The organism is Anaerococcus rubeinfantis (assembly GCF_001487145.1).
In the GTDB taxonomy this organism is placed as follows: Bacteria; Bacillota; Clostridia; order Tissierellales; family Peptoniphilaceae; genus Anaerococcus; species Anaerococcus rubeinfantis.
This window is the reverse complement of sequence record NZ_LN913016.1, coordinates 1,623,607-1,644,241: the sequence shown is the minus strand read 5'-3', so window position 1 is coordinate 1,644,241 and position 20,635 is coordinate 1,623,607. Positions and strand designations below refer to the sequence as shown.

Here is a 20,635-nt window from a genome sequence, read left to right as displayed (position 1 = left end):
TTTAGCTAAGTATATTGAAAAAATATTAGGAAAAAAATATTATGTTTATTTCTACATCCCATATATTTTCTAAAGAATGTACAATCGCCTACTAAAAGTCAGCGATATTTAGTTAATTTTAACAAAACCGAAATTAACTAAAACCACCATGAAGGAGTTATTATGAAAAAAACACTTAGAAAATTGATGTCATTTTTTATGGCGCTTTTTATGGTTTTGCAGGTTATGTTACCAGCCTTTGCAACGAGGTCGAAGGCGGAAGAAGAAAATCCGAATTCAATAAAAAATATTGAAAATCTTAATCCGGATGATGAATCCTATTTCTCAATCACTGATTCCCAAAAAATTTATGATGAAAAGAAAATAAAAAAGGATGAAAACAAATTTTCAATAGCACTTGGTCTTCCTTATACAAGTTCAAATTTTAAACTTGTAAAAAGAAATGACCTAAAACTTTATGATGATGGAATCTTCCCTACAAATGAAGATGCAAGTAAGGAATATTGGCGCATAAAAGATATGCTAAATGACCAAGGCCTTGATCTTGATCTTGAAATAATAAAAGTAGACCAAGGATACAGAATCATCACTAAAGAAGATTTAGAAAATTTGGAAGATGAAAAAGAAGACAAAAAATACGGAGAAAATTATTCTTATATAAACTTTAAAATTTTGGATGATTTTGATTTCAATGAAAAGGGAAATCAAAAAATCCTAGACCAAGACAAATTAGTATTTAATTTAGAATTTATTACAAATATATCACCTGATCCAAACTACAACCTATTCGAAAAAAACGAAGAAGGAAAATGGACAGTAAAAAACGAGGGAGATATATTTGCCCTTGTAAATAATGACAAGGTAAATGTGTATGATACAAGCTCTTTGACAAACGACTTAAACAGTCTTGAATCATATAAAGAAGAAAAAACACAAGCCGAAGAAAAGGCAAAAAAAGAAGCCGAAGAGAATAAAATAGCTGAGGAAGAAGCTAAAAAGAAAGAAGAAGAGAAAAAGCTTCAAGAAGAAAAAGAAAAGGCTGAAGAAGAAAAAAAGGCTCAAGAAATAAAACAGGCTGAGGAAGAGAAAAAACTTCAAGAAGAAAAAGCTATAAAAGAAGCTCAAGAAAAATCTCAAGCCGAAAATAAAGAAAATCCAAAAGACGAAAAATCTGTACTAGAAACAGATAAGAAAGAAAATAAAGACGAAAAATCTTCTGATCAAAAATCTATAATAGAAAAAAAACAAGATGAAAAACCAGAAGAAAATATAACCCTAACAAATCTTGAAAAAGCAGACAAAGAATTAAAAGAAGCTTTAAAAGATGAAAATAATTCTATTGGAGATATACAAAAACTTCTTACAGAACTTGGGGAAAAATATAAACTATCAAGATTAGACCAAGAAAAATTAATGTCAGACAACGACAAGGCTATAAAGAATCTTGTAGAAAAAGATAGGAATGAAAACTTTAGGACTTTGATGCTTAGGCAAAATGAAGATGATGGTTCAAATTCTTTTGAAGGTAAACTTTTCCACCTAAATCTTGACATGCACGTCAAAGCATCCCCAGCAAATCCAATCCCAGCAGGTTGGTATTTCGATGTAAAAGTTGGTCCATATTTAAAAGAACACCCAGGTCAACAGATAAAAGACCTAACAGATGAAAACGGAAGATTTGTTGCTTATGCTACTTATTATGAAGACGGTCGCTATATCAGATATAACTTCATAAGAGAAATTACTAGTGATACTACTCTTACTGTTGATCAAAATCTTGCTTTTGATACAAAAAATATAGGAGATAAAGAAAGTGTTGATATTGATATCAAGGTTGCACCAAAAAACAACCCTGTTCAATCAATGGATACTATAAATGTAAAGAAAAATTCACCTTCTCCAGTAGAGTCAAAGTACACTGTAAAAGAACAAGGTCCAACAACAGAAATAACTTACCCTTACCAACTTTCATATGAAACAAAGCCTACAGTAGTAAAAGACTCCAAGGGAAATAAAGTTGGAGCAGACACTGACCTAAATGGCGCTTATGTAGAATGGAATATAGTTGTTGATACATCATCTATAAATAAAGAAAATCTTGATTTTAATAAGCTAAACCTAACAGTTTTTGGTTCAAACAATCAAGGACTTAAAAACTTCAAATTTAAAGCATCTACAAAAGAGGCTGACCTTGATGATAGATCAGGATATAGATCATCAGCATCTAGTAATGAACTTTTATTCCAAAACTCACTTATAGATAAAAAAGATCTTGGAGATAAGCTTTATATCAGAGTAAAAGGATATATAGATGATAACCATCCACATCCAGAATACTCTATTGGCTTTAGGATAAATCCTGACAACAACTATGTAACAAACATGTTAAAGGATTTCCAAGACAAATTTAATAGTCTCCCAACCCCACTAAAATGGTTAGAGGGGGTAGAAGATGCAAAAAGATTTGCTGATATTCCATTTAACTTAGTAGAAACTATGATTCCTGCAAGAGTTAATCTAAAAGATAATTTTGCGAACGAATATTTCTACTACGATCATACTAGAACTATAGTTGCAACTAGAGAATCAGATACAAGAGTAGATTGGCACGCACTCGATTTATTAAGAATCGACGAAAGGGAAGACCCAGGCCTTTCAAATCCAGAATTCTTATTAAACGGTTCAAATAATGAAAACCCACCAAAAATAAAAAAGGTCTACTATGTTCCTCTTCAAACAGGCTCTTATAGAAGAACTAATAATATAAATGATGTCCTAAGAGACGACGGTAAATTTTATCCAGGAACAATAGTTGCTTATGAGTATGTTAATCAAGAAGGTAGTGCAGATGATGTTTACAATATGATAGCAAACATCAAAGAGAAAAAAGTAGACCATCTGGATCCTTCTTATAACGCTCCGACAGAAGGTGGAATCGCTAATTTATTCATAGAAAAGGTATCTAGTTCTTCACTCAGAGATAACTATATTGCCTATATTGAACACCCTTACAATGTAATGCGTATCAACAAAAACTTTGATATGGTTCAATGTTTTAACTCCGGTATTCAAGATCCAACCTATAAGGGCAACAATGGAGTTTTCCTTGATATTCATGAGGACGTATCCGGTGATTATCTAATATCAAGACTTAACGAATCTATCGGAAAACCATCATATGAACACAGTTTGGTAAAAATCCTTAATGGTACACCATATGACGGAGTAAACTTTAACCCTAATGGTAAGCCTCAAGGCGAAGCTATGGAAGATTTGATGAAAAGAGTCTACTTCTATGGTGAAGAGGTCAAAAAACAATACGCTAATAACGACTATGGAGAAAACAGAGAAAAAGAAGAAATGCATAGGATGATAGAAACATCCATGTATCAAAGGGTAATCCACCACCTAACAGACGGAAAAGGCTTAGGAGAAGATTATTTTAAAGCTCCTTCAGAGTACAACGTTACAGAATGGAAAGTTCCTTATACTCTAACAGGTAGAAGACAAACTCATCCAAAAACAGGTTATGAAGGACAATATACAGGAGGTAAAAATCCTCAAGAAGATCGTTACCTAACTAGCCCAGATAAATTAAGAAAATTAAAAGATAACGAAAAACAAATATCAAACTGGCCACCAGTTCAAGAAACTGAATATAGAATGGCCGAGAAATTGTGGGAGAAGGTAAAGGCTTCTTATGGAACAAACTCAGATTGGGATAAGGCTAAGGCTGATTCTGTTCAATTAGTATTCTATAGTCACACCGAATCTAAAAAGTACCAAGAGCTAATCACAGGCCGTGTAACAGAACCTATCCAAATTGATAAATACGATGCAAATGGACAAAATAAACTAGAAGGTGCTGAATTTACTTTCTATAACATCTACACTGGTGAAGAAACAAAGTGGACATCATCAAAAGATGATAAAGAACACAAGCTTTACCTAAAACCAGGTAACTACAGAGTAAGAGAAACAAAAGCTCCAACAGGTTATCAAAATCTTAAAGAGTTTACTATAGAAGTTTCAAGAAAAGCTATAAATGCAGATAAAGGCCCTTATGACTTTGTTAAACTTCCAGAAATTCATGTAAATGATGGATACAAAACAAAAATAACCCTAGATGAAGTACCAGTATCAGCCACAGGCAAGGAAATGGTAGAAATTGATGATAAAAATAATGAGATAAAAGTTAAAGTTATCAATATCGAAGATAATCTAGGAAAAATCAAATTTACAAAGAAAAATAAATTCACTAAACTAAACGGTGCAGAATTTACTCTAAGAAAAATAAAGGCTGATTCATTAGAAAATGCAAGAGCACAAGTTAATAATCCAACTTATGACGAGAATGCTTACAAACAAGTTTCATCTGGTCAATACGGAGTTTTCGAATTCGACCAAATCTCAAAAGGTTACTATGTATTAGAAGAAACAAAAACACCTTCTGGTTACAAAAAGGCAGATAACAAACTTATAGTAGCTACAGCTGGAGAAGACGCTCAAGGAAAACCTACAATAGATGTCAAGTTTGATGACAAAGAAGTCTATAAAAATGATGAAGCTGTTATAGTAAATGAATCAAAAGATACAGAAATCGAATTTAGAAAAGTAAGACAAGAATATATAGGTAATAATAACAAGGAACACTTAGGTCTTGCCAATGCTAAATTTAGACTAGAATCTATTTGGACTGTAGATGGATCTACCTACCTAAAAGAGGTCTTCTCAGACTCTCCAAAGGCAACTCCTGAAGGCACTCCAAAAATAGACGGAGACCAATCACAAGGCGGAGGATATTTCAAATTCACAAATCTTCCAATAGGTGAATATATACTAAGAGAGCTTCAACAACCAAACGGTTTTGAAAAAACTAACCTATATGGATGGAAACTTGTAGTAAAAGAAGGCAAAGATAAAAACTTAGTCTACGAATTATACGAAGTTCCAAATTATGAAGACCTAAATAAAACAAACCTAAAAAAAGTAGAACCTGAAGATATAATTGTAGGTGAGGGCAAGAAATCAGTCTACCAAATAGGAAATAAACCAAGAACTAAAGATTTCAAATTCGATAAAGATCTTGGACGTCTAAAAAGAGATAAAAACGGAGAACTTATAAAAGATGAAGATGGTAACCCTATAATAGAAACAACTCCTTATAGTAAAAATAAACTAGATGGTAAAGATGGAAAACCAGTAAGTTTTGATCTTTATAAGGCAGACTTCTATGGAGCTATCATCAAAGACAAAAATGGTCAACCTATCAAAGTCAACAAAGAACCAATTACCCAAGATGATGATGGCAATTTCACCCTCAAAGGTTTGGAATTTGGTGGATACTATGTATTAAGAGAAACAAATCCTCCAAAAGGTTTCGCTAAGTCCAATGACATTTTATTAAAAGTTGAAGCAGAGGCCATAGCAAGCGAAGGGGAAATGAAACTTATTGTTAGAGACCCTAACAACAACTCCAAAATAGGCGCTCATGCAGTATTTGAAGGAGTAATCGATTTTAAAGAGGGCGAGAAATTTGGTAAATTCTCAATTAAAAAGACTGGTAATGCTATAGGCTTTGTAGACGATGATGGTGAACCAATAAAAGTTGGTCTAAGACGTGCTTACTTTAGGTTATATACTGCTGATGAAAACTACGTAGTAGCTAAAAATGAAGCAGGGTATCCTAAAGAATATATCCAAAAAGTAACACCAGGAGTTCCTATCATTAGATATAAAACTGATAAAGACGGAAACTATATTCTTGATAGTAATGGTAAGAAAATCCGTGAAGGAGTTGATCCAAAAGAGTTGCCTCCTAACCAAGGTATCGTAACTTTTGATAACTTAAGACCAGGCTATTATGTATTAGAAGAATACAGAGGACCTGCAGGTTATGAAAAGAGTACAGAAAAGTGGAACATTAGAGTTGATGATAACGGAAATGTAACAAAAACCAAGGCTAATTCCACAAATAAAAATCCTAATAAAGCTAATTCTTTATTAAAATCAAATAGGTATGAATTAAATAATCTTAATCTTGAAAAACAAAATTTACCATTAAGACAAAACTCTAGCAATGATCAACTTGATGAATTAACAAAGAAATTTGAAGATACAACAGGGAAATTAGATATTACAGTTAACCCTAAGGCGGTAGATAGAAAAACTGGCGAAAGGGAAATAAACATATCTATAAGTCCAAAGCAAAAAGAACAAAAAGAACAAATACCAACAAATGTTCAAATGGTATTTATGATAGATAGATCGAAAGATTATTCTATAGATAATAAATTTGCAAATGGAAGAACCCTAGATAAAAATATCAACAAAATCATAACTGATATTGCAAAGAAAGCTAAGGAAAATAAGACTAATATAGATGTAACTTTTATAGAATATAATAATCAAGGTAATGGTATAAAAGGAACACCAAACCAATCTTTGACAAATCTTTATGACCAAATAGCAACTCAAAGTTATAAAATGAAAATTGCAGGATCAGCAAGTGAAGTTGATACTGAATATAAAGATTTTATAAAACAAGTTGGAATAAAAGATAGAAATGGAGTTGTAATTGATCCTTCAGAAATTCTTTACAAAAATATTGACACATATTTAGGAAAAATAAAAAATAATAAAGAATATGACAAAAAAATCCTAGTAGATTTTACTAACTTTCTAAGTACAAATGCAAAGAAGAACAAAACAACTAACAATTTCTATAAAAAAGATATAATCAATAAGTTCACAGGTTTTGATGCTTATGTAAGACACATTGATCAAAGAAAATCAATAGCTAGTGAATATTCTGAAACTATGTCTAATGATAAAACTATGGACTTTGATTTACACGGTGATATAGAAGGTCAAAATAGTCAAGCTCAATTTGTACACAAATCTTTACTAGATAAATTGTTAAAAGATGAAAATTTCTTCAAATTAGCAAAAGCAGATAGATATATAGTAGAAAATGCAAATTTAAACATTTCTTTAAAACAAGCTATAAAACTTATTAGTACTAGTGCAAAAATAGGAGAAACTACTTTAGATCCAACAATTGATCAATCTTCGGGAAAAACTTCTATAAATCTTGATAAGATTAGTTTAAAAGCTGGAGAAAGCCTAGATTTAACCTATAAAATTGGTATAAAGAACCCAACAGAAGATTTAACATATGTAATACATGATAGTATTAGTTTTAATGATGGAGATAATAAAACAAACATACCATCAGATTATATGGAAACTATAAAAGAAAGTAATACTACTCCAGATCCAGATCCAGAACCAAGTCCAAGCAAAAATAAATTAAGAGTAAAATTATCCTACTTATCAGATCCTAAATTGCTAAATGATAATGATAAGGTTGGAAGCTTGTACTTGCAAGAAAAAAATAATACATCTACTGTAAGTGTATTTTCTGTGAAACAATCTAGATTAGCACCAAGTCTTGGATGGACTACAGTAGATAAAAAAGATGCCCCAGCAGACGGTAAAGTAGAATTTGAAAATCTTGACCCTACCAAGCAATACAGATTAGTTTATGAAAGAGACAATCCTTATTATACAGATTGGGGATATGAACAAACTTCCTACTATGATATTGATTTTTCAAAGGCTAAAAAAGAGGGAGAATATAAAGTAAATATTATCAATATTGAAAATGGTAATATGCTTGAAATCTTCAATATCGATGAAACAGGATTTAGAATTCCACTAAGGATTACAAAAGTAAATGAAAACAGAGGTCTACTAACAGGCTCACAATTTAGAGCGCGTAAGATTATAAATGGAGACTCAAAAGAAGATAAGTATTACGATGAAAAATTCGATGCTGTATCAGAAGCGACAGGTCTACCTGGAGATAACTACTTTAGAGAATTAACTCCTGGTATCTATGAACTTTGGGAAACACAGACACCAGACGGTTCATATAGACTTCCAACAGATGAAAAAGGAAATCCTGTAAAATGGTACTTTAAGGTAATGGTTCGAGAAGGAAAAGTTCCTTCAGATGACGATTACATGAAAATCGAATTTAACTTCGAACACAAATTTAAAGAAACAGACGATTGGAACAAAGACTATCCTGCTGATGAAAAAGCAAAACTTCTTGGAAAAACCATCCATGGTATAGATAAAGGTTATAAAGACAAAAACGGAAACGAAGTCTACGACCTTTATACAGAGGTAGTACCAGACGATGGACGTTCAGACCCAGCCAGACCGGATGCTCCATACAAGGGCATAGACGATGTTTGGGTAACAAACTACATGACAACAACAGAACTTAAATTTATGAAAAAAGACTCTGAGACCCAAAAGAATTTGGAAAATGCAGTCTTTACCCTAAAGAAAGTTCTAGTTGATAAAGATGGTAATGTAGAATTTGATGCAGATGGCAAAGCAAAAGTTGATCCTCAAACAGGAGTAAAAGAAGAAGAAAAAGCAAAACCAGAACCATATAACAAAGAAAAAGGCTATGCAGAAGCTACAGCAAGTAAGGTTTCTGGAGTTCACTTTACAAATATCCAAGAAGGAACTTATATCCTAGAAGAAATCAAACCTGCAGATGGTTACAAATTAAATGACGATAGTTTTATAACTATTAAATTTACACCAGGTAAGGATGGTTCTTGGACTCAAGAAGTCAAAGGATACAAGAAAGATTCAAACGGAAAATATCAAGAAATTCCAGATGCAGATACTTCGCTATTTACAAAATCTGAAAAAGGCGATTTAGAAAGTATAGCAAACACCCAACTAAAAATAAATCTTAACTTTACAAAGATGAACGCTTCTACCAATACAAAATTAAATGGTACAGGCTTTAAGGTGGTTGAGGTTGATAAAAAGGGCAAGAAAATTCCAGATGGTTACGAAAGAGAAATAGCTGGATTTGGTAGTGCAATTTATAACTTTAGAAATTTAACTGTGGGTCGTTATAGACTTGAAGAAACTATAACAATCGAAGGTTTTGCAAAACCAGAACCATGGTATTTCAATGTAGTTCAAGATTCTAAGACCTTAAAGCTAAAAATAGAGTTTGAAAATAAAGATAAGTCTATTGACTTTAAAACAGATCAAGAAGGAAATCTTCAAGATGTTAAAGTAAACAACTATCCAAAGATTCCACTAAGATTCAAGAAAGTAACAGGTGATGATAAACCACTAAAAGATGCTTACTTCGTACTTAAAAAAGTAAGAGAATCAATGGATGATAAGAGTATGAGCTTTGATTATTATGAAAATGGTAATCTAAAAACTCTAGTCAAAGATAGTAAGACTTATTCTTACCTAGAAAATGGTGAACTAGATAAAATTGACGATACAAAAGTAACTGGCAATGCTAGATATGACTCCATATCTGGAGCTACAAAGAGATACTACAAAGCAAATGTCAGATCTCAAGAAGACGGTGAAGTTAACTTCAGAGATTTGGATGAAGGTATCTATGAGCTAATAGAAACAGACATCCCAGACGGCTACGAAGACGCAACCCAACAAACCAGATGGATAATTGAAGTCAAAAAAGGTGAAAATGGTCTAGAAGTCATCTATAATAAGAAAACTGAAGATTCCTATTATAAAACTTACAAAACTGAGTACTACAAGACCTATACAAAAAATAATTTCAAAACTAATACTAACTTTGCTAAATTAACAGATGATCCTGACTTCCAATACAAATTGATAAACAAGAAAAACACTATAGATTTGAAATGGAAGAAATATAGCGGAAATGACACAACAAATTTAATCAAGAAATACACCAGATTTGATTTGATAAAGGTCATCCCAGATCCAAAACCAGATAAAGATGGTAAAGTTGCTGATCCTATGGATGAAAAAAATGCCTTGACTGGTCAATCTTACGGTGGAACTAGAAATATAGCTGCAAGTACGAACGGTATATTTGAAGTAAAAGACCTATCAAAAGGTATCTATGTCCTCTATGAAACCCACGCTCCAGAAGGCTACAAGTTGATGGATAGGCAAATAGTTATAAAAGTCTATGAAGACGAGAAGGATAACTATAAGCTAAAGAAGAAATTCTATGAGATAAAAGAAGATAATGAAGGTAAGAAATCACTAGTAGAAAATGAAAATTTATCTTATATCTTCACTCAAACAAATCCAAAAACTCAACAAGAAGAACCATTTATCCAAGATGGATACTTCTTCGTAAATAACCGAGAAAAACCATACCTTGTTCTATCTAAAGGATTTATGGCTCAAGTAAATGGTGTAAATAAATTTAACCATATAAATAGTGGTGAGCTAGAATTATCACTTTACAAAGATCCGAAAGATGATAAAAATACTGATACCAATGTTTATAGTCACACTATAAACTTAGGCAAAGATCAATATTATAGGTTCCCATTAGAAGATATTCAAACCGATGTAAAATACCTCTTAGAAGAAACCAAAGCTCCAGCAGGCTACGTCAAATCTAAGAATAAATACAAGATAGAATTTAGAAAAGTTGGCACAACAATAGCTCCATACCTAGTAGGAGTTGTAAAACCTGATGGTACTGATCTAAAAGATAAAGAAGGTAATCTAATTACAGATACCGGAGCAAGGTTAGATACAGGTGGTACAAAGATAGAGCTAACTGGAACACTTGCTAATGCATCATCAAGCTTCAAAATTGTAAACAACAAAACAGAAGTTGAATTTACAAAAGTTGGTAAAGATACTGTAAAAGATGGTGATAAACTTGTAGATAAAGAAACACCACTAAAAGACGTCTATTTCTACCTAGAAAAACAAGACCAAGATAGAAACTACTATCCAGTAACAAATAACTTAGAATTTATCAAAAAAGATGATAAGGGTTATTACATCGAAAAAGCTAATGGTGAAAAGGTAAGAAAAGATGGACCAGTAGATGTAAGCATTGAAAAATCTGCCTACTCTTTCACATCAAAATCTAATGGTAAATTTAAAATTACAGGTCTAACAGATGGTTTCTACCAATTAATAGAACCAACTGCTCCAAAAGATAAAAATGGCGAAGAATACATTAAAGTCCAAGGAGCTGTCAAGAAATTTAGAATTCTTGAAGGTGAAGTTTATATAGAAGATGACAAATCTGAAATAAAACTAGACGAAACTAATAAGGAAAAACTTGCAAAAATCACCAACGTAAAACCTGGTAAGGGCGAGTTTGAACTTAATAAAACTGATGATGAAAATAATCCACTTGAAGGAGTAACATTTAAACTTTACGATACTGAAGGAAAAGAAGTAAGCGAAAAAGTTACAGGATCTGATGGAAAAATCAAATTTAGTGATCTTCCTTTCGGTTCATATTGGATAAAAGAAATAAAGACAAAAGATGGTTATATCATTGATACTAAGAAGAGATTGATAGCTCTTGGAGGAGGAGATTGGAAAACACCAGCGAAAAAAGAAGATGTTTCACAATCAATAACCTTTGAAGGAGCACAAAAAGAATTAGTTTCAACAGCGGATACACCAAATAGTCAAACAGTTTATCCAAACAAAGCTGAAGGAATGATAGCTAATTTCAAATTTAAAATCGATCCAGAAAAAGAAATAAAACCAGGTGATTATTTCACAATCAATTTCTCAGAAAATGTCGACCTTGATGGAATATATAAAGATAATGAAGATAATGGTAAAATGCCAGATTCAAAATTCGATATAATAGGACCTGCAGGAAAACTTGCTGAGGCAAAAATAAATCCTGATAGAAAATCAATAACCTATACTTTCACAGATTATGTAGGAGATTACAAACCAGAATCTATGGCAATGTATCTTCAACTTTTCGCAGATAGAAGACAAATTGACCACAAACAAGACATAACTGTTACAGCAGATATAGGAAATAATAAAGATGAACAAAATAATGCTTATCATTATTCAGATTCTATAAATATTGATTATAGAGGATATAATTCTAAAGAGAAATATAATGGATACCAAAATCCAAATTCCGATATATCATCATATAACTTAAGACTTAACCCAAAGGATAAGACCTTTACGGCAATTGTCTACTACAATCCTTGGAATAAATATTTAACAAATAAAAATATAAGATTTACAACAGACAAGGAAATAGACCAAAATTCTCTATCAGTTAAGACTTATAGAAAATCAGGATGGGGTTCTCATAAAGATGAATGGCAAGAAAATGACTTACCAGATTCATATGATGTTGACTTTAGTAGATCTGATTTAACATATATTGGTGACCAGTACCGATATACTGGAAATTCTGATCAATATGGAAGATACAATGGTAATACCAATGAGATTTTCATACCACAAAAATATCTAAATCAAGATGGGTATGAGAAAAACACCTATGTAATAGAAATAAAAGGTAAGCTTGCAAGTGAAACAGCTAATTCATTGAAAACTGTTGTACATTATGCTAACCACAATGTTTATGAATTAGTAAATAATGGATGGTACTATTTCAAAGCAGGTTACACAGGACACTTTGAAACTTGGTCACAATTCTTTAACCCTGGAGCAATTGGAGATACAAACAAAACAATTTCTCTAATAAACTTCAAAAACAGAATTGAATACACAAAAATCAATGATGGAATAAGGGGAGTAGCTGTTGATAAGAAAAAAGATCAAGAAGAAAACTCAAATAATGAAAATGAAGAATTTTCAAATGGAGTTGGAAGTCCACTAGCAGGAGCAAAATTCGAACTTAGAAAGAAACCTACAATAGGTGCTGCTACAAAAGTAGAAGGATCAGAAAGAACTTCAGATAAAAATGGTAAATTCTTCTGGAAAAAACTTTCACCAGGAAATTATGAGGTTTGGGAAACAGAAGCTCCAAAAGGATTTAAAACACCAGATAAGGCAGTTTCAACCTTTACAGTTGATGAAAATGGAAATATTGTAGACATAAAAGGTGGTAAACTAACCATAGAAAACAACAAAAATGCTCAAATAAAGGTTAGAAAAACTGACCTAAATGGAAACACACTAGATGGAGCAAGTTTCTTACTAACACAAGAGACTGGATCAAAAAAATATGAAGCAAGTGTTGGTAAAAAAGATGAGACTAATAAGACAATAGTCTTTGATGACCTGCCAGTAGGAACATACAAACTAGAAGAAAAAAGGGCCCCATCAGGTTTCATAAAATCTAACAAGACTTGGAAAATAGAAGTAAGAAAAGACGGTACAGTAAAATGGCTAAACTCTTTTGATGATTCAAAAGATACAATGAATACCATAACAAATCCAAATCACATTGGAGAAAATGGAACAAATATCACAAGCGAAGTTATTGGAATAAACACAAAAGATAAAATCTTTAGACAAAATTTCACAATAAAAGCAAAAGCGAGTGAAATAAAAGATAAAGCCATAACAATCGAAAGTTTAGCAAATGATATTAAACTAACAGATGCAAACACAAAAATAAGGCTTGTGGCAAGTGATGATGGTAATATAATTTCTGATAAAGATAACTCATCTTACAAGGTTGAATACAATAATAATGAAAATCCAAACTTGAAAGTTACAATAAAACCAGAATCAACAAATGAAGATAAGGAAAAAACCTATATCCTAATTGTAGATATGCCATACAAAGAAGCCACAAAAGTAGGAGCAAAGATAAACTACAATAATCAAATAGTTTCTAGATACCTACAAAGCTTTACTGCAGAAGAAAATACTTTGGATATGAAAAACTATCAAGAAAAATACCTAGACAGAGACATAAACAAAGTAGAACTTCTAATATCAAACAAAAAAGGAGAATATCCATTTACTGGAGGTCCAGGAAATTGGATAGGATTTACTATAATAGGATTATTAATAATGTTTGCAGGAGTATTGACCTTTTACAAAAGAAAGTATAAACTAGTAGTAGGAGAAGTCTGAGAATTTAGATAATTAACCTAATAATAACTTGCAAGAAAAATAAATTTTCTTGCAAGTTAGGGTTATTATAAATGTAGGAACGTTTCTAGTATAAATCTTGAAATACAGATTATACATAATTGATAAGGCGAAAGCCAAAACATATCAAGGCAAATTGACAAAAAAATAAAAAGGAGAAAATTATGAAACACAAAATTTTGTCATTTTTAACAGCATTCGCAATGGTTGCATCAATACTTGTAGCACCATTTACAAATGCTAGCGCTGACCAATATTACACAGGCACTCAAAAGCCAACAACAAAAGAAGGCGCACCAGCTGATGAAGCAGAAGCTTCAACAACTTCAACAATTGACATCCACAAAATTGTTATGGATTCAGCTGATTTAGCAAATTGGGATCCAGAACAAAATAGAACAAATGGTGGAAAGATCACAGAAATTCAAAAATTCTTTGGAGAAAAATCTAAAGAAGTAGCTAATGTTTACTTTGAAGTTTACAAAGAAGTACCAGCAGGAACAGCAGGAACAGTAACTGGAGAAGAATTAAATAAAAAATATCCTTCAAAAGAAATTGATACAACAAAAGCTTATCAAAAAGTTGCTGAAAAAATGACAACTGCTAATGGTACAGGAAGTATTGATTTAACTCAATTCCTTGACAAAGACGGAGATAAAGTTAAAGATACTAAATTTGTAATCGTTGAAAATCTTGAAAAATCAACATACAAAGAAAACAACAAAACATTAAGTAAAGAAGGTAAAGCTATACCATCATCAATAGTTCTTCCAGCAACAATTATGGGTGGAAATGTTCTACATTTATATCCAAAGAACACTGATGCAGAAGCACCAGAAGTTGTAAAAGACTATAAAGATGAATTTAAAGAACCAAAAGCAAATGATGCTCTAAATAACAAAAGAGATCAAGAAACTATAAATAATGATAAAAAAGATCATCAAATAGGCGATAAACTTGACTACAGAGTAGAAACACTATTTAAAGAAAACACATCTTATCAAACTGCATACTGGCAAGATAGTATGACAGCTGGTTTAACATACAATAAAGACTTAAAAGTATTTATTGATGGACAAGAAGCAGCTGCAGAAGATTATGAAATTGAAAAGAATGATGCAACAGGTTTCTATGTATCATTAACAGAAAAAGGTCTTGCAAAAGTTAATGGAGCAGAAAAACACTTAGTAGCTCTTGAATATTCAGCAACACTTAACGAAAAAGCTATCGTTAATATTCCTGAATCAAACGACGTTGACTTCTTCTATGGTAACGATCAAAAAAGAGGAAATACTCCAAAAACAACAAAACCAAAAGATAAGAAAATAACTGTAAACAAAGAATGGGATGATGGAACATTTGCAGATGGCGAATCAGCAACATTCCAACTTTATGATGCATCTACTGGAGAAGCAGTTGGTGATCCTGTAACAATTAATAAAGACAAACCAACACATACTTGGGAAAATCTTAATAATGAAAAATCATACAAACCAGTAGAAATTAACAGACAAGAAGGCGAAGAAACTTCTTATGAAGTTACTGAAGAAGGTACAATTAAAGTTGTAAACTACAAAGGTAACAATAAAGAAGTAAATCCAAAAGAACCAAAAGTTGTTCAACACGGTAAAAAATTCGTAAAACTTGATGAAAAAACTAATAAAAGATTAGCTGGAGCAGAATTCGTAGTAATGAACTCTGACAAAACAGAATATTTAGTTCAAAAATCAGCTGAAAAAGTAGCTAATGATAGACAAGAATATACAAAAGAAAAAGCTATCTACGATCAAATGATTGCTGATAAAGTTGAACAAACAACAGCAGACGCTCAATATGAAAAAGTAAAAGCAGCTTATGAAAAACTAAACACAAAATATGAATGGTCTACTGATGCTAAAGATGCTAATTTAGTAAAATTAGTTTCTAACGAAAATGGACAATTTGCAATCGACGGTCTTAAAGATGGAAAATATTATCTAAAAGAAACAAAAGCTCCAGAAGGATACGCTGAAATAAAAGAAGAAAAAGAATTTACAATAAGCGCTGATTCTTGGGCATCTAAAGGTAATATTGAATTTACTAAGAACCAAGATGGTAAAGACAAAATAGCAGCTGAAGGAACATCAGCTATGAAAGTTGAAAATAGAAACTTAACAATCCCACAAACAGGTGGAATTGGTTCAATCATCTTTGTAATAGCTGGTCTTATGATTATGGGACTTGCAGCTTACAAAATGAAAGCTAACAAAGAACAAGCATAATATTAACTAACAGAGGAGTTACTATGAAAAAGTTCAATAAAAATTTAATATCTGTAGTAGTCCTTGCGATTTTTCTACAGCTAGTTACTCCTCTTTTAGCTTTCGCTAAAAGCGGAAATAATAGCCTAATAATTAATACAAATTACACCGACAAAGATTTGGGAAAAGAAATTGTAATTGATTATGTAGATTATTGGAAAATCCCAGATGAAAAGACAGAAGATTTGAAAAATTCTCAAAGTCAACTTGATTTTGCTAATCTTTATAAAGAAAAGACAAACGAGGAAATTTCAAAAGATTTGGGAGAGATGAAATCATCTAATAAGTCAGAAAAAAATAAAAATAATGGCATGTATTTTGCAACAATTGAAGGCCTAGAAAAAGGGGCGTATTTGTTAAGATACAGATCAAATGATCAATCAAAACTATACATCCCTTTCCTAGCAATAATTGATGAAAATACAGAAAACCCTCTTACAATTTATCCCAAAAAAGCCCCAGATGAATTGACCCTAACCAAAAGGGACAAAAATTCTAATGAAGTTTTAAAAAACGTAGGCTTTGAAGTGGTAAATGAAAAAGGTGAAATTCTTACTTTTGAAAAAATAAAAGATGATAAGGGAGAAGAAAAATTAACCTACAAAAAAGACGGGAAAATCAAAGAAATTTTGACTGACGAAAAGGGACAAATTAAAATCTATGGTCTTGAAGAAAAGGTAAAGTTCAAAGAAACTAAACCTTTAAAAGGATACGAGTCACAAGTTGGAAAAGAAAGTGAACTAGCTCAAACTGGAAGCATAGAAATGCTAAATGAAAAAGATAATCCAGAAAATCACTTCTCTTTCCAAAAAATAGACGGAACCAACAACAATCCTCTAGAAAAAGCAGTCTTCAAAGTTCAAGAAAAAACCAAAGACGGCTACAAAGACATGGAAGAAAACGGCAAAGTCTACACATTGACAAGTGCAAAAAACGGAGAATTTAAAACAAAAAATCTCCCATACGGTGACTACAGACTAATAGAAACCAAAGCCCCACAAGGCTACGTCCCAGAATTAGAATCAATAAATTTCACTATTTCAGAAAATTCCCACACCAAAAAAATAAAAGTAAAAAACTACAAACCAACAATTCCAGGCCCAAAAGAAGGCGGAAGTAGACCAAGCAAAAGATTAGAAGCCATGGTAAAAACAGGCGACGTAACAATCTACCTAATCCTACTACTAGGCCTAATAATGATTGGATGTGGTGTGAAATTTGTAAGGGCTAAAGAATAAAATAAAATAAGAAAAAACAAACTACCTTGCTTTGCAGGGTAGTTTTTTTGAATTAAATATTTTAATTAATAGTTTGAATATATAAGTAATGATGTATAATATTGTTAAGTAAAAAGTTTATATTTTTTTAAAATATTATATATTGGAGAGAAAAATGGATGGATTAGAAAATTTTATAAAAATTTTAAACTTTATTTTCCTCATTGGTGGTGGAGCTGTTTCTGCTTATAAAAAAGTAAGATCAACGAAAACTGCTAAGTTCTATGGAATAAGTGAGAAGTATTTTACTAAAATTATTTTAAATAATAAAGAAGATTTTTATTATATTATATTTGGAATTATTATAAATATTATTTTAAATATATTTATTAATATTAAAATTTATAAATCAACAGAAGATTCTTGTATTAGATTTGTTTTATATGTACTTTTTATATTAATTAACATTTTATTCATTTGTATAACAGCTAAAAATTTAAAATATAACATTGCTTTAGTTATTTTACTAATAGAATGTATTACTATAACTATTTGGTTAGTCTTAAATAGAAAAATAATAAATTTTGATATAGTTATGTACGTATTTACAATATTATTTTTAACTTATTATATTATTTTATTTTTCTGTCCAAAATTTTATTATGCAGAATATATTTTAGATTATGAAATTATAACGAAAAAAAATAATTGCAGTGAGAGGTTAGTAATCATTCAAGGTGATAGTAAAAAATATATTGCTTGTAGATTTTTAATTAAAGAAATAAATACTACTGACAAAAATACAAAAAATAAGTGTATTAAAAAGTTAAAGAAGAAATTTAAAAATAATTTTATCAAAAAGTTAAAGGAGAAATCTAAAAATATATTTATAAAGAAGCAAAAGAAGAAATCTAAAAATAATGAAAATTTCAAAGAAGATATATTAATCATTGAAAAAAGTAAATTTGTTTTTATTGATCCTAAAGATTATTACTTTGAAAATATACATTTTGATAATGTTGTAGTTCTAGAAAGAAAGGATTTTGAAAAAGAATACTACAGTTGAAAAAAAGAAAATCTAAGCAATATGAAAGAGCTTTATATATTGAAGATGGAGAGCCTAAACAGATAAAATAAGAAAAGACGAACTCAAAATAAAAGTTCGTCTTTTCTTATATTACAAAATATCATCAAAATATTTCTTAACCTTATTCTCTATCTCTTTATACAAATCAGGATATGTTTCTTTAAAATTATCGCATACTTTTGATATTAAAGCTTTTTCGTTAATAGTTTGAACTTTATTTGTTCTTATATAGGATATTTCCTTATTTAAGTTTAAATTAGGGTAGGTATTTTTATTTATTTCTATATCATAGTACAAATTTAGCCTGTTTCTATTTGTAACGCTTGATACTGGAAGGGCTGTAAGATCTATTGGATAGGTTGAATTTTCTTCTTTTATAATTAAAAATGGTCGTTTTTTGGTTTTTGTTCTATTTTCCCTGACGTCATAGTATCTAAACCTAACTGTAAAAAAACAACCGACCTTATTCATCACAATCCTCAAATTGATTTTAAAGAAATAGCTTCTATTGTATTTTTGTAATTATTAGAATTTGTAATGATAATTTATGATATAATAATCCAAAGGAGTTATTATGAAGTTATATTTGGAGAATATTGGAAAATTATCAAATACTAATATCGATATTGATGGCATTACAGTTATAGCTGGAAAAAATTGTACTGGTAAGTCTACTATTGGAAAAGTTTTGTACAGTGTTTTTTCTAGTTTTTACGCTTATAAAGGATAGAGTCCGTATAATTGTGTAAAAAGAAAAGGTCATTTGAAACTTAAACTAGTACAATGTTTTCAGCAACAAAAACCAAACTAGGAGTAACAAATGACCCAATTACACTTTACAATTAATCAAGAAGAAATACAAAATTTAATTAATGAATCTGTAGATAATAAAATTGCCAAGTCAATCTTAACAAAAGTTTTTAATGAACTTATGGAAAAAAAGAGAGATGAATATTTAAATAACAAAGCCTATCAAAGGGATTCTAATAGGACTAGCTATCGTAATGGATACTAAGAACGTGATTAGACAACTAAAATAGGAACGTTAACTCTTAGGGGACCTAGAAAAAGAGATGCTAAATTCTCAATAGAAGTAGCAGACTTAGATCAACTAATTGCTTAGATAGACTAAACGAAGAAGTTAGAAGACGTGAAAAAGTAATCAATATTTCCTAATGAAGATCCAGCTTTGCATTTGATAGGAGCGATCCTCATTGATATCAATGAGGATTGGATCACATCTTCTAAAATATATATTAGAATGAAATAGTAAATATTGTACTAGTTTAATTTACACAATATTATGGACTTGGCTTAAAATCTAGATATGATAAAATATAACTAATTTGAATGTGAATAAATAAGTGATTTAGAATTCGAATTAATATACTTTTATGTAAATATCTAATTTGAAAATATTTTTAGGAGGAGATTATATGAAGGATTGGATATGTAAAAATTTAGATACTGTTTTCAATAGGCTACTTACTATTATTCTTGGGATTTTAACTATTATAGTTGGAATAAATGCTAATAATATTTCAAATAACTCGAATTTGATTGCATCTAATGCTAATAAAATAATGGAAAGTAGTAATATAAATTATGAAGTATCGTTTGATGGGCAAAAAAATTATTTGCTTAATAAATTAAGTGAATTAGGAGAGTTATTACTAGATGCTTCAAGTATTGATGATTTAGACGTACAAACTGAATATGTTCAGAAGTATGTTAACGGAGTGATGGATGAAGATTTCAGAAAAAGAATAATAGCAGTAGGAAATAATGAAACAATAGTTGCACATAATAAGATTAAATATTATACCGAAGACAGATCTTACAAGGTTGACCCTGATTTTATTTTAAGAAAAAAGGAGAATGGGGTATTAAATTTTTTAGTGTTGCATTTTAATTTAGTTAATAGTGTTAAAAATAGTTATCAGGGTGTTGATGTTGTTAATACGAACAGTAGGGATGAAGTTAGGGAAATATTTAATTTTTATTTGTCGGAAAAAGTTAGAAATGATGAAGATAATATGGATACCTTAGAGTATTCGCTCAAAAGATTCGAAATATAAATTTTATTTTGTAGTTTTTATTCTTTGAATTTCATT

General features: G+C 30.5%; 7 protein-coding genes and 2 pseudogenes. 8 read left to right on the top strand and 1 reads right to left on the bottom strand.

Features of this window, described 5'->3' with window-relative positions:
- The first annotated feature begins 162 nt into the window (after positions 1 to 162).
- The 4 genes from BN3265_RS08655 to BN3265_RS08640 all read left to right on the top strand — a co-directional run bounded on the left by BN3265_RS08655 (position 163) and on the right by BN3265_RS08640 (position 18,500).
- Complete coding sequence (locus tag BN3265_RS08655; RefSeq protein WP_058991172.1) at positions 163 to 13,899, top strand: SpaA isopeptide-forming pilin-related protein; 13,737 nt, start codon at positions 163 to 165, stop codon at positions 13,897 to 13,899.
- Positions 13,900 to 14,081: 182 nt separating this feature from the next.
- Positions 14,082 to 16,178, top strand: a complete 2,097-nt coding sequence (locus tag BN3265_RS08650; protein ID WP_058991171.1) for a pilin N-terminal domain-containing protein — start codon at positions 14,082 to 14,084, stop codon at positions 16,176 to 16,178.
- A 23-nt stretch (positions 16,179 to 16,201) separates the two neighbouring features.
- Positions 16,202 to 17,455, top strand: coding sequence for an MSCRAMM family protein (locus tag BN3265_RS08645; protein WP_058991170.1), 1,254 nt, complete (start codon positions 16,202 to 16,204; stop codon positions 17,453 to 17,455).
- A gap of 154 nt (positions 17,456 to 17,609) precedes the next feature.
- Positions 17,610 to 18,500 carry a hypothetical protein gene (locus BN3265_RS08640; protein WP_058991169.1) on the top strand — a complete coding sequence of 297 codons (891 nt, stop codon included), beginning with the start codon at positions 17,610 to 17,612 and terminating at the stop codon, positions 18,498 to 18,500.
- 111 nt (positions 18,501 to 18,611) lie between these two features.
- Here BN3265_RS08640 and BN3265_RS08635 read toward each other — a convergent pair whose 3' ends face one another.
- Positions 18,612 to 18,992, bottom strand: a complete 381-nt coding sequence (locus tag BN3265_RS08635) for a type II toxin-antitoxin system PemK/MazF family toxin (protein ID WP_058991168.1) — start codon at positions 18,990 to 18,992, stop codon at positions 18,612 to 18,614.
- 103 nt (positions 18,993 to 19,095) lie between these two features.
- Here BN3265_RS08635 and BN3265_RS09505 point away from each other — a divergent pair, with 103 nt between their 5' ends.
- From BN3265_RS09505 to BN3265_RS08625, 4 genes and pseudogenes are all read left to right on the top strand, one after another.
- Positions 19,096 to 19,251 (top strand): AAA family ATPase, encoded by a 156-nt coding sequence (locus BN3265_RS09505; RefSeq protein ID WP_148363014.1) that lies wholly within the window; start codon positions 19,096 to 19,098, stop codon positions 19,249 to 19,251.
- Between the two features lie 90 nt (positions 19,252 to 19,341).
- Positions 19,342 to 19,617: pseudogene (locus BN3265_RS08630) on the top strand (transposase); the annotation flags it as partial.
- A 2-nt stretch (positions 19,618 to 19,619) separates the two neighbouring features.
- Positions 19,620 to 19,755: pseudogene (locus BN3265_RS09700) on the top strand (transposase); the annotation flags it as partial.
- A gap of 202 nt (positions 19,756 to 19,957) precedes the next feature.
- Positions 19,958 to 20,599 carry a hypothetical protein gene (locus BN3265_RS08625; RefSeq protein ID WP_058991166.1) on the top strand — a complete coding sequence of 214 codons (642 nt, stop codon included), beginning with the start codon at positions 19,958 to 19,960 and terminating at the stop codon, positions 20,597 to 20,599.
- Positions 20,600 to 20,635: the final 36 nt, after the last annotated feature.

What these genes read in the sequence shown, in the direction of transcription:
- BN3265_RS08635 (WP_058991168.1), bottom strand. Translation starts at nt 18,992, where the DNA reads ATGAATAAGGTCGGTTGTTTTTTTACAGTTAGGTTTAGATACTATGAC.
- BN3265_RS08640 (WP_058991169.1), top strand. Translation starts at nt 17,610, where the DNA reads ATGGATGGATTAGAAAATTTTATAAAAATTTTAAACTTTATTTTCCTC.
- BN3265_RS08625 (WP_058991166.1), top strand. Translation starts at nt 19,958, where the DNA reads ATGAAGGATTGGATATGTAAAAATTTAGATACTGTTTTCAATAGGCTA.
- BN3265_RS08645 (WP_058991170.1), top strand. Translation starts at nt 16,202, where the DNA reads ATGAAAAAGTTCAATAAAAATTTAATATCTGTAGTAGTCCTTGCGATT.
- BN3265_RS09505 (WP_148363014.1), top strand. Translation starts at nt 19,096, where the DNA reads ATGAAGTTATATTTGGAGAATATTGGAAAATTATCAAATACTAATATC.
- BN3265_RS08655 (WP_058991172.1), top strand. Translation starts at nt 163, where the DNA reads ATGAAAAAAACACTTAGAAAATTGATGTCATTTTTTATGGCGCTTTTT.
- BN3265_RS08650 (WP_058991171.1), top strand. Translation starts at nt 14,082, where the DNA reads ATGAAACACAAAATTTTGTCATTTTTAACAGCATTCGCAATGGTTGCA.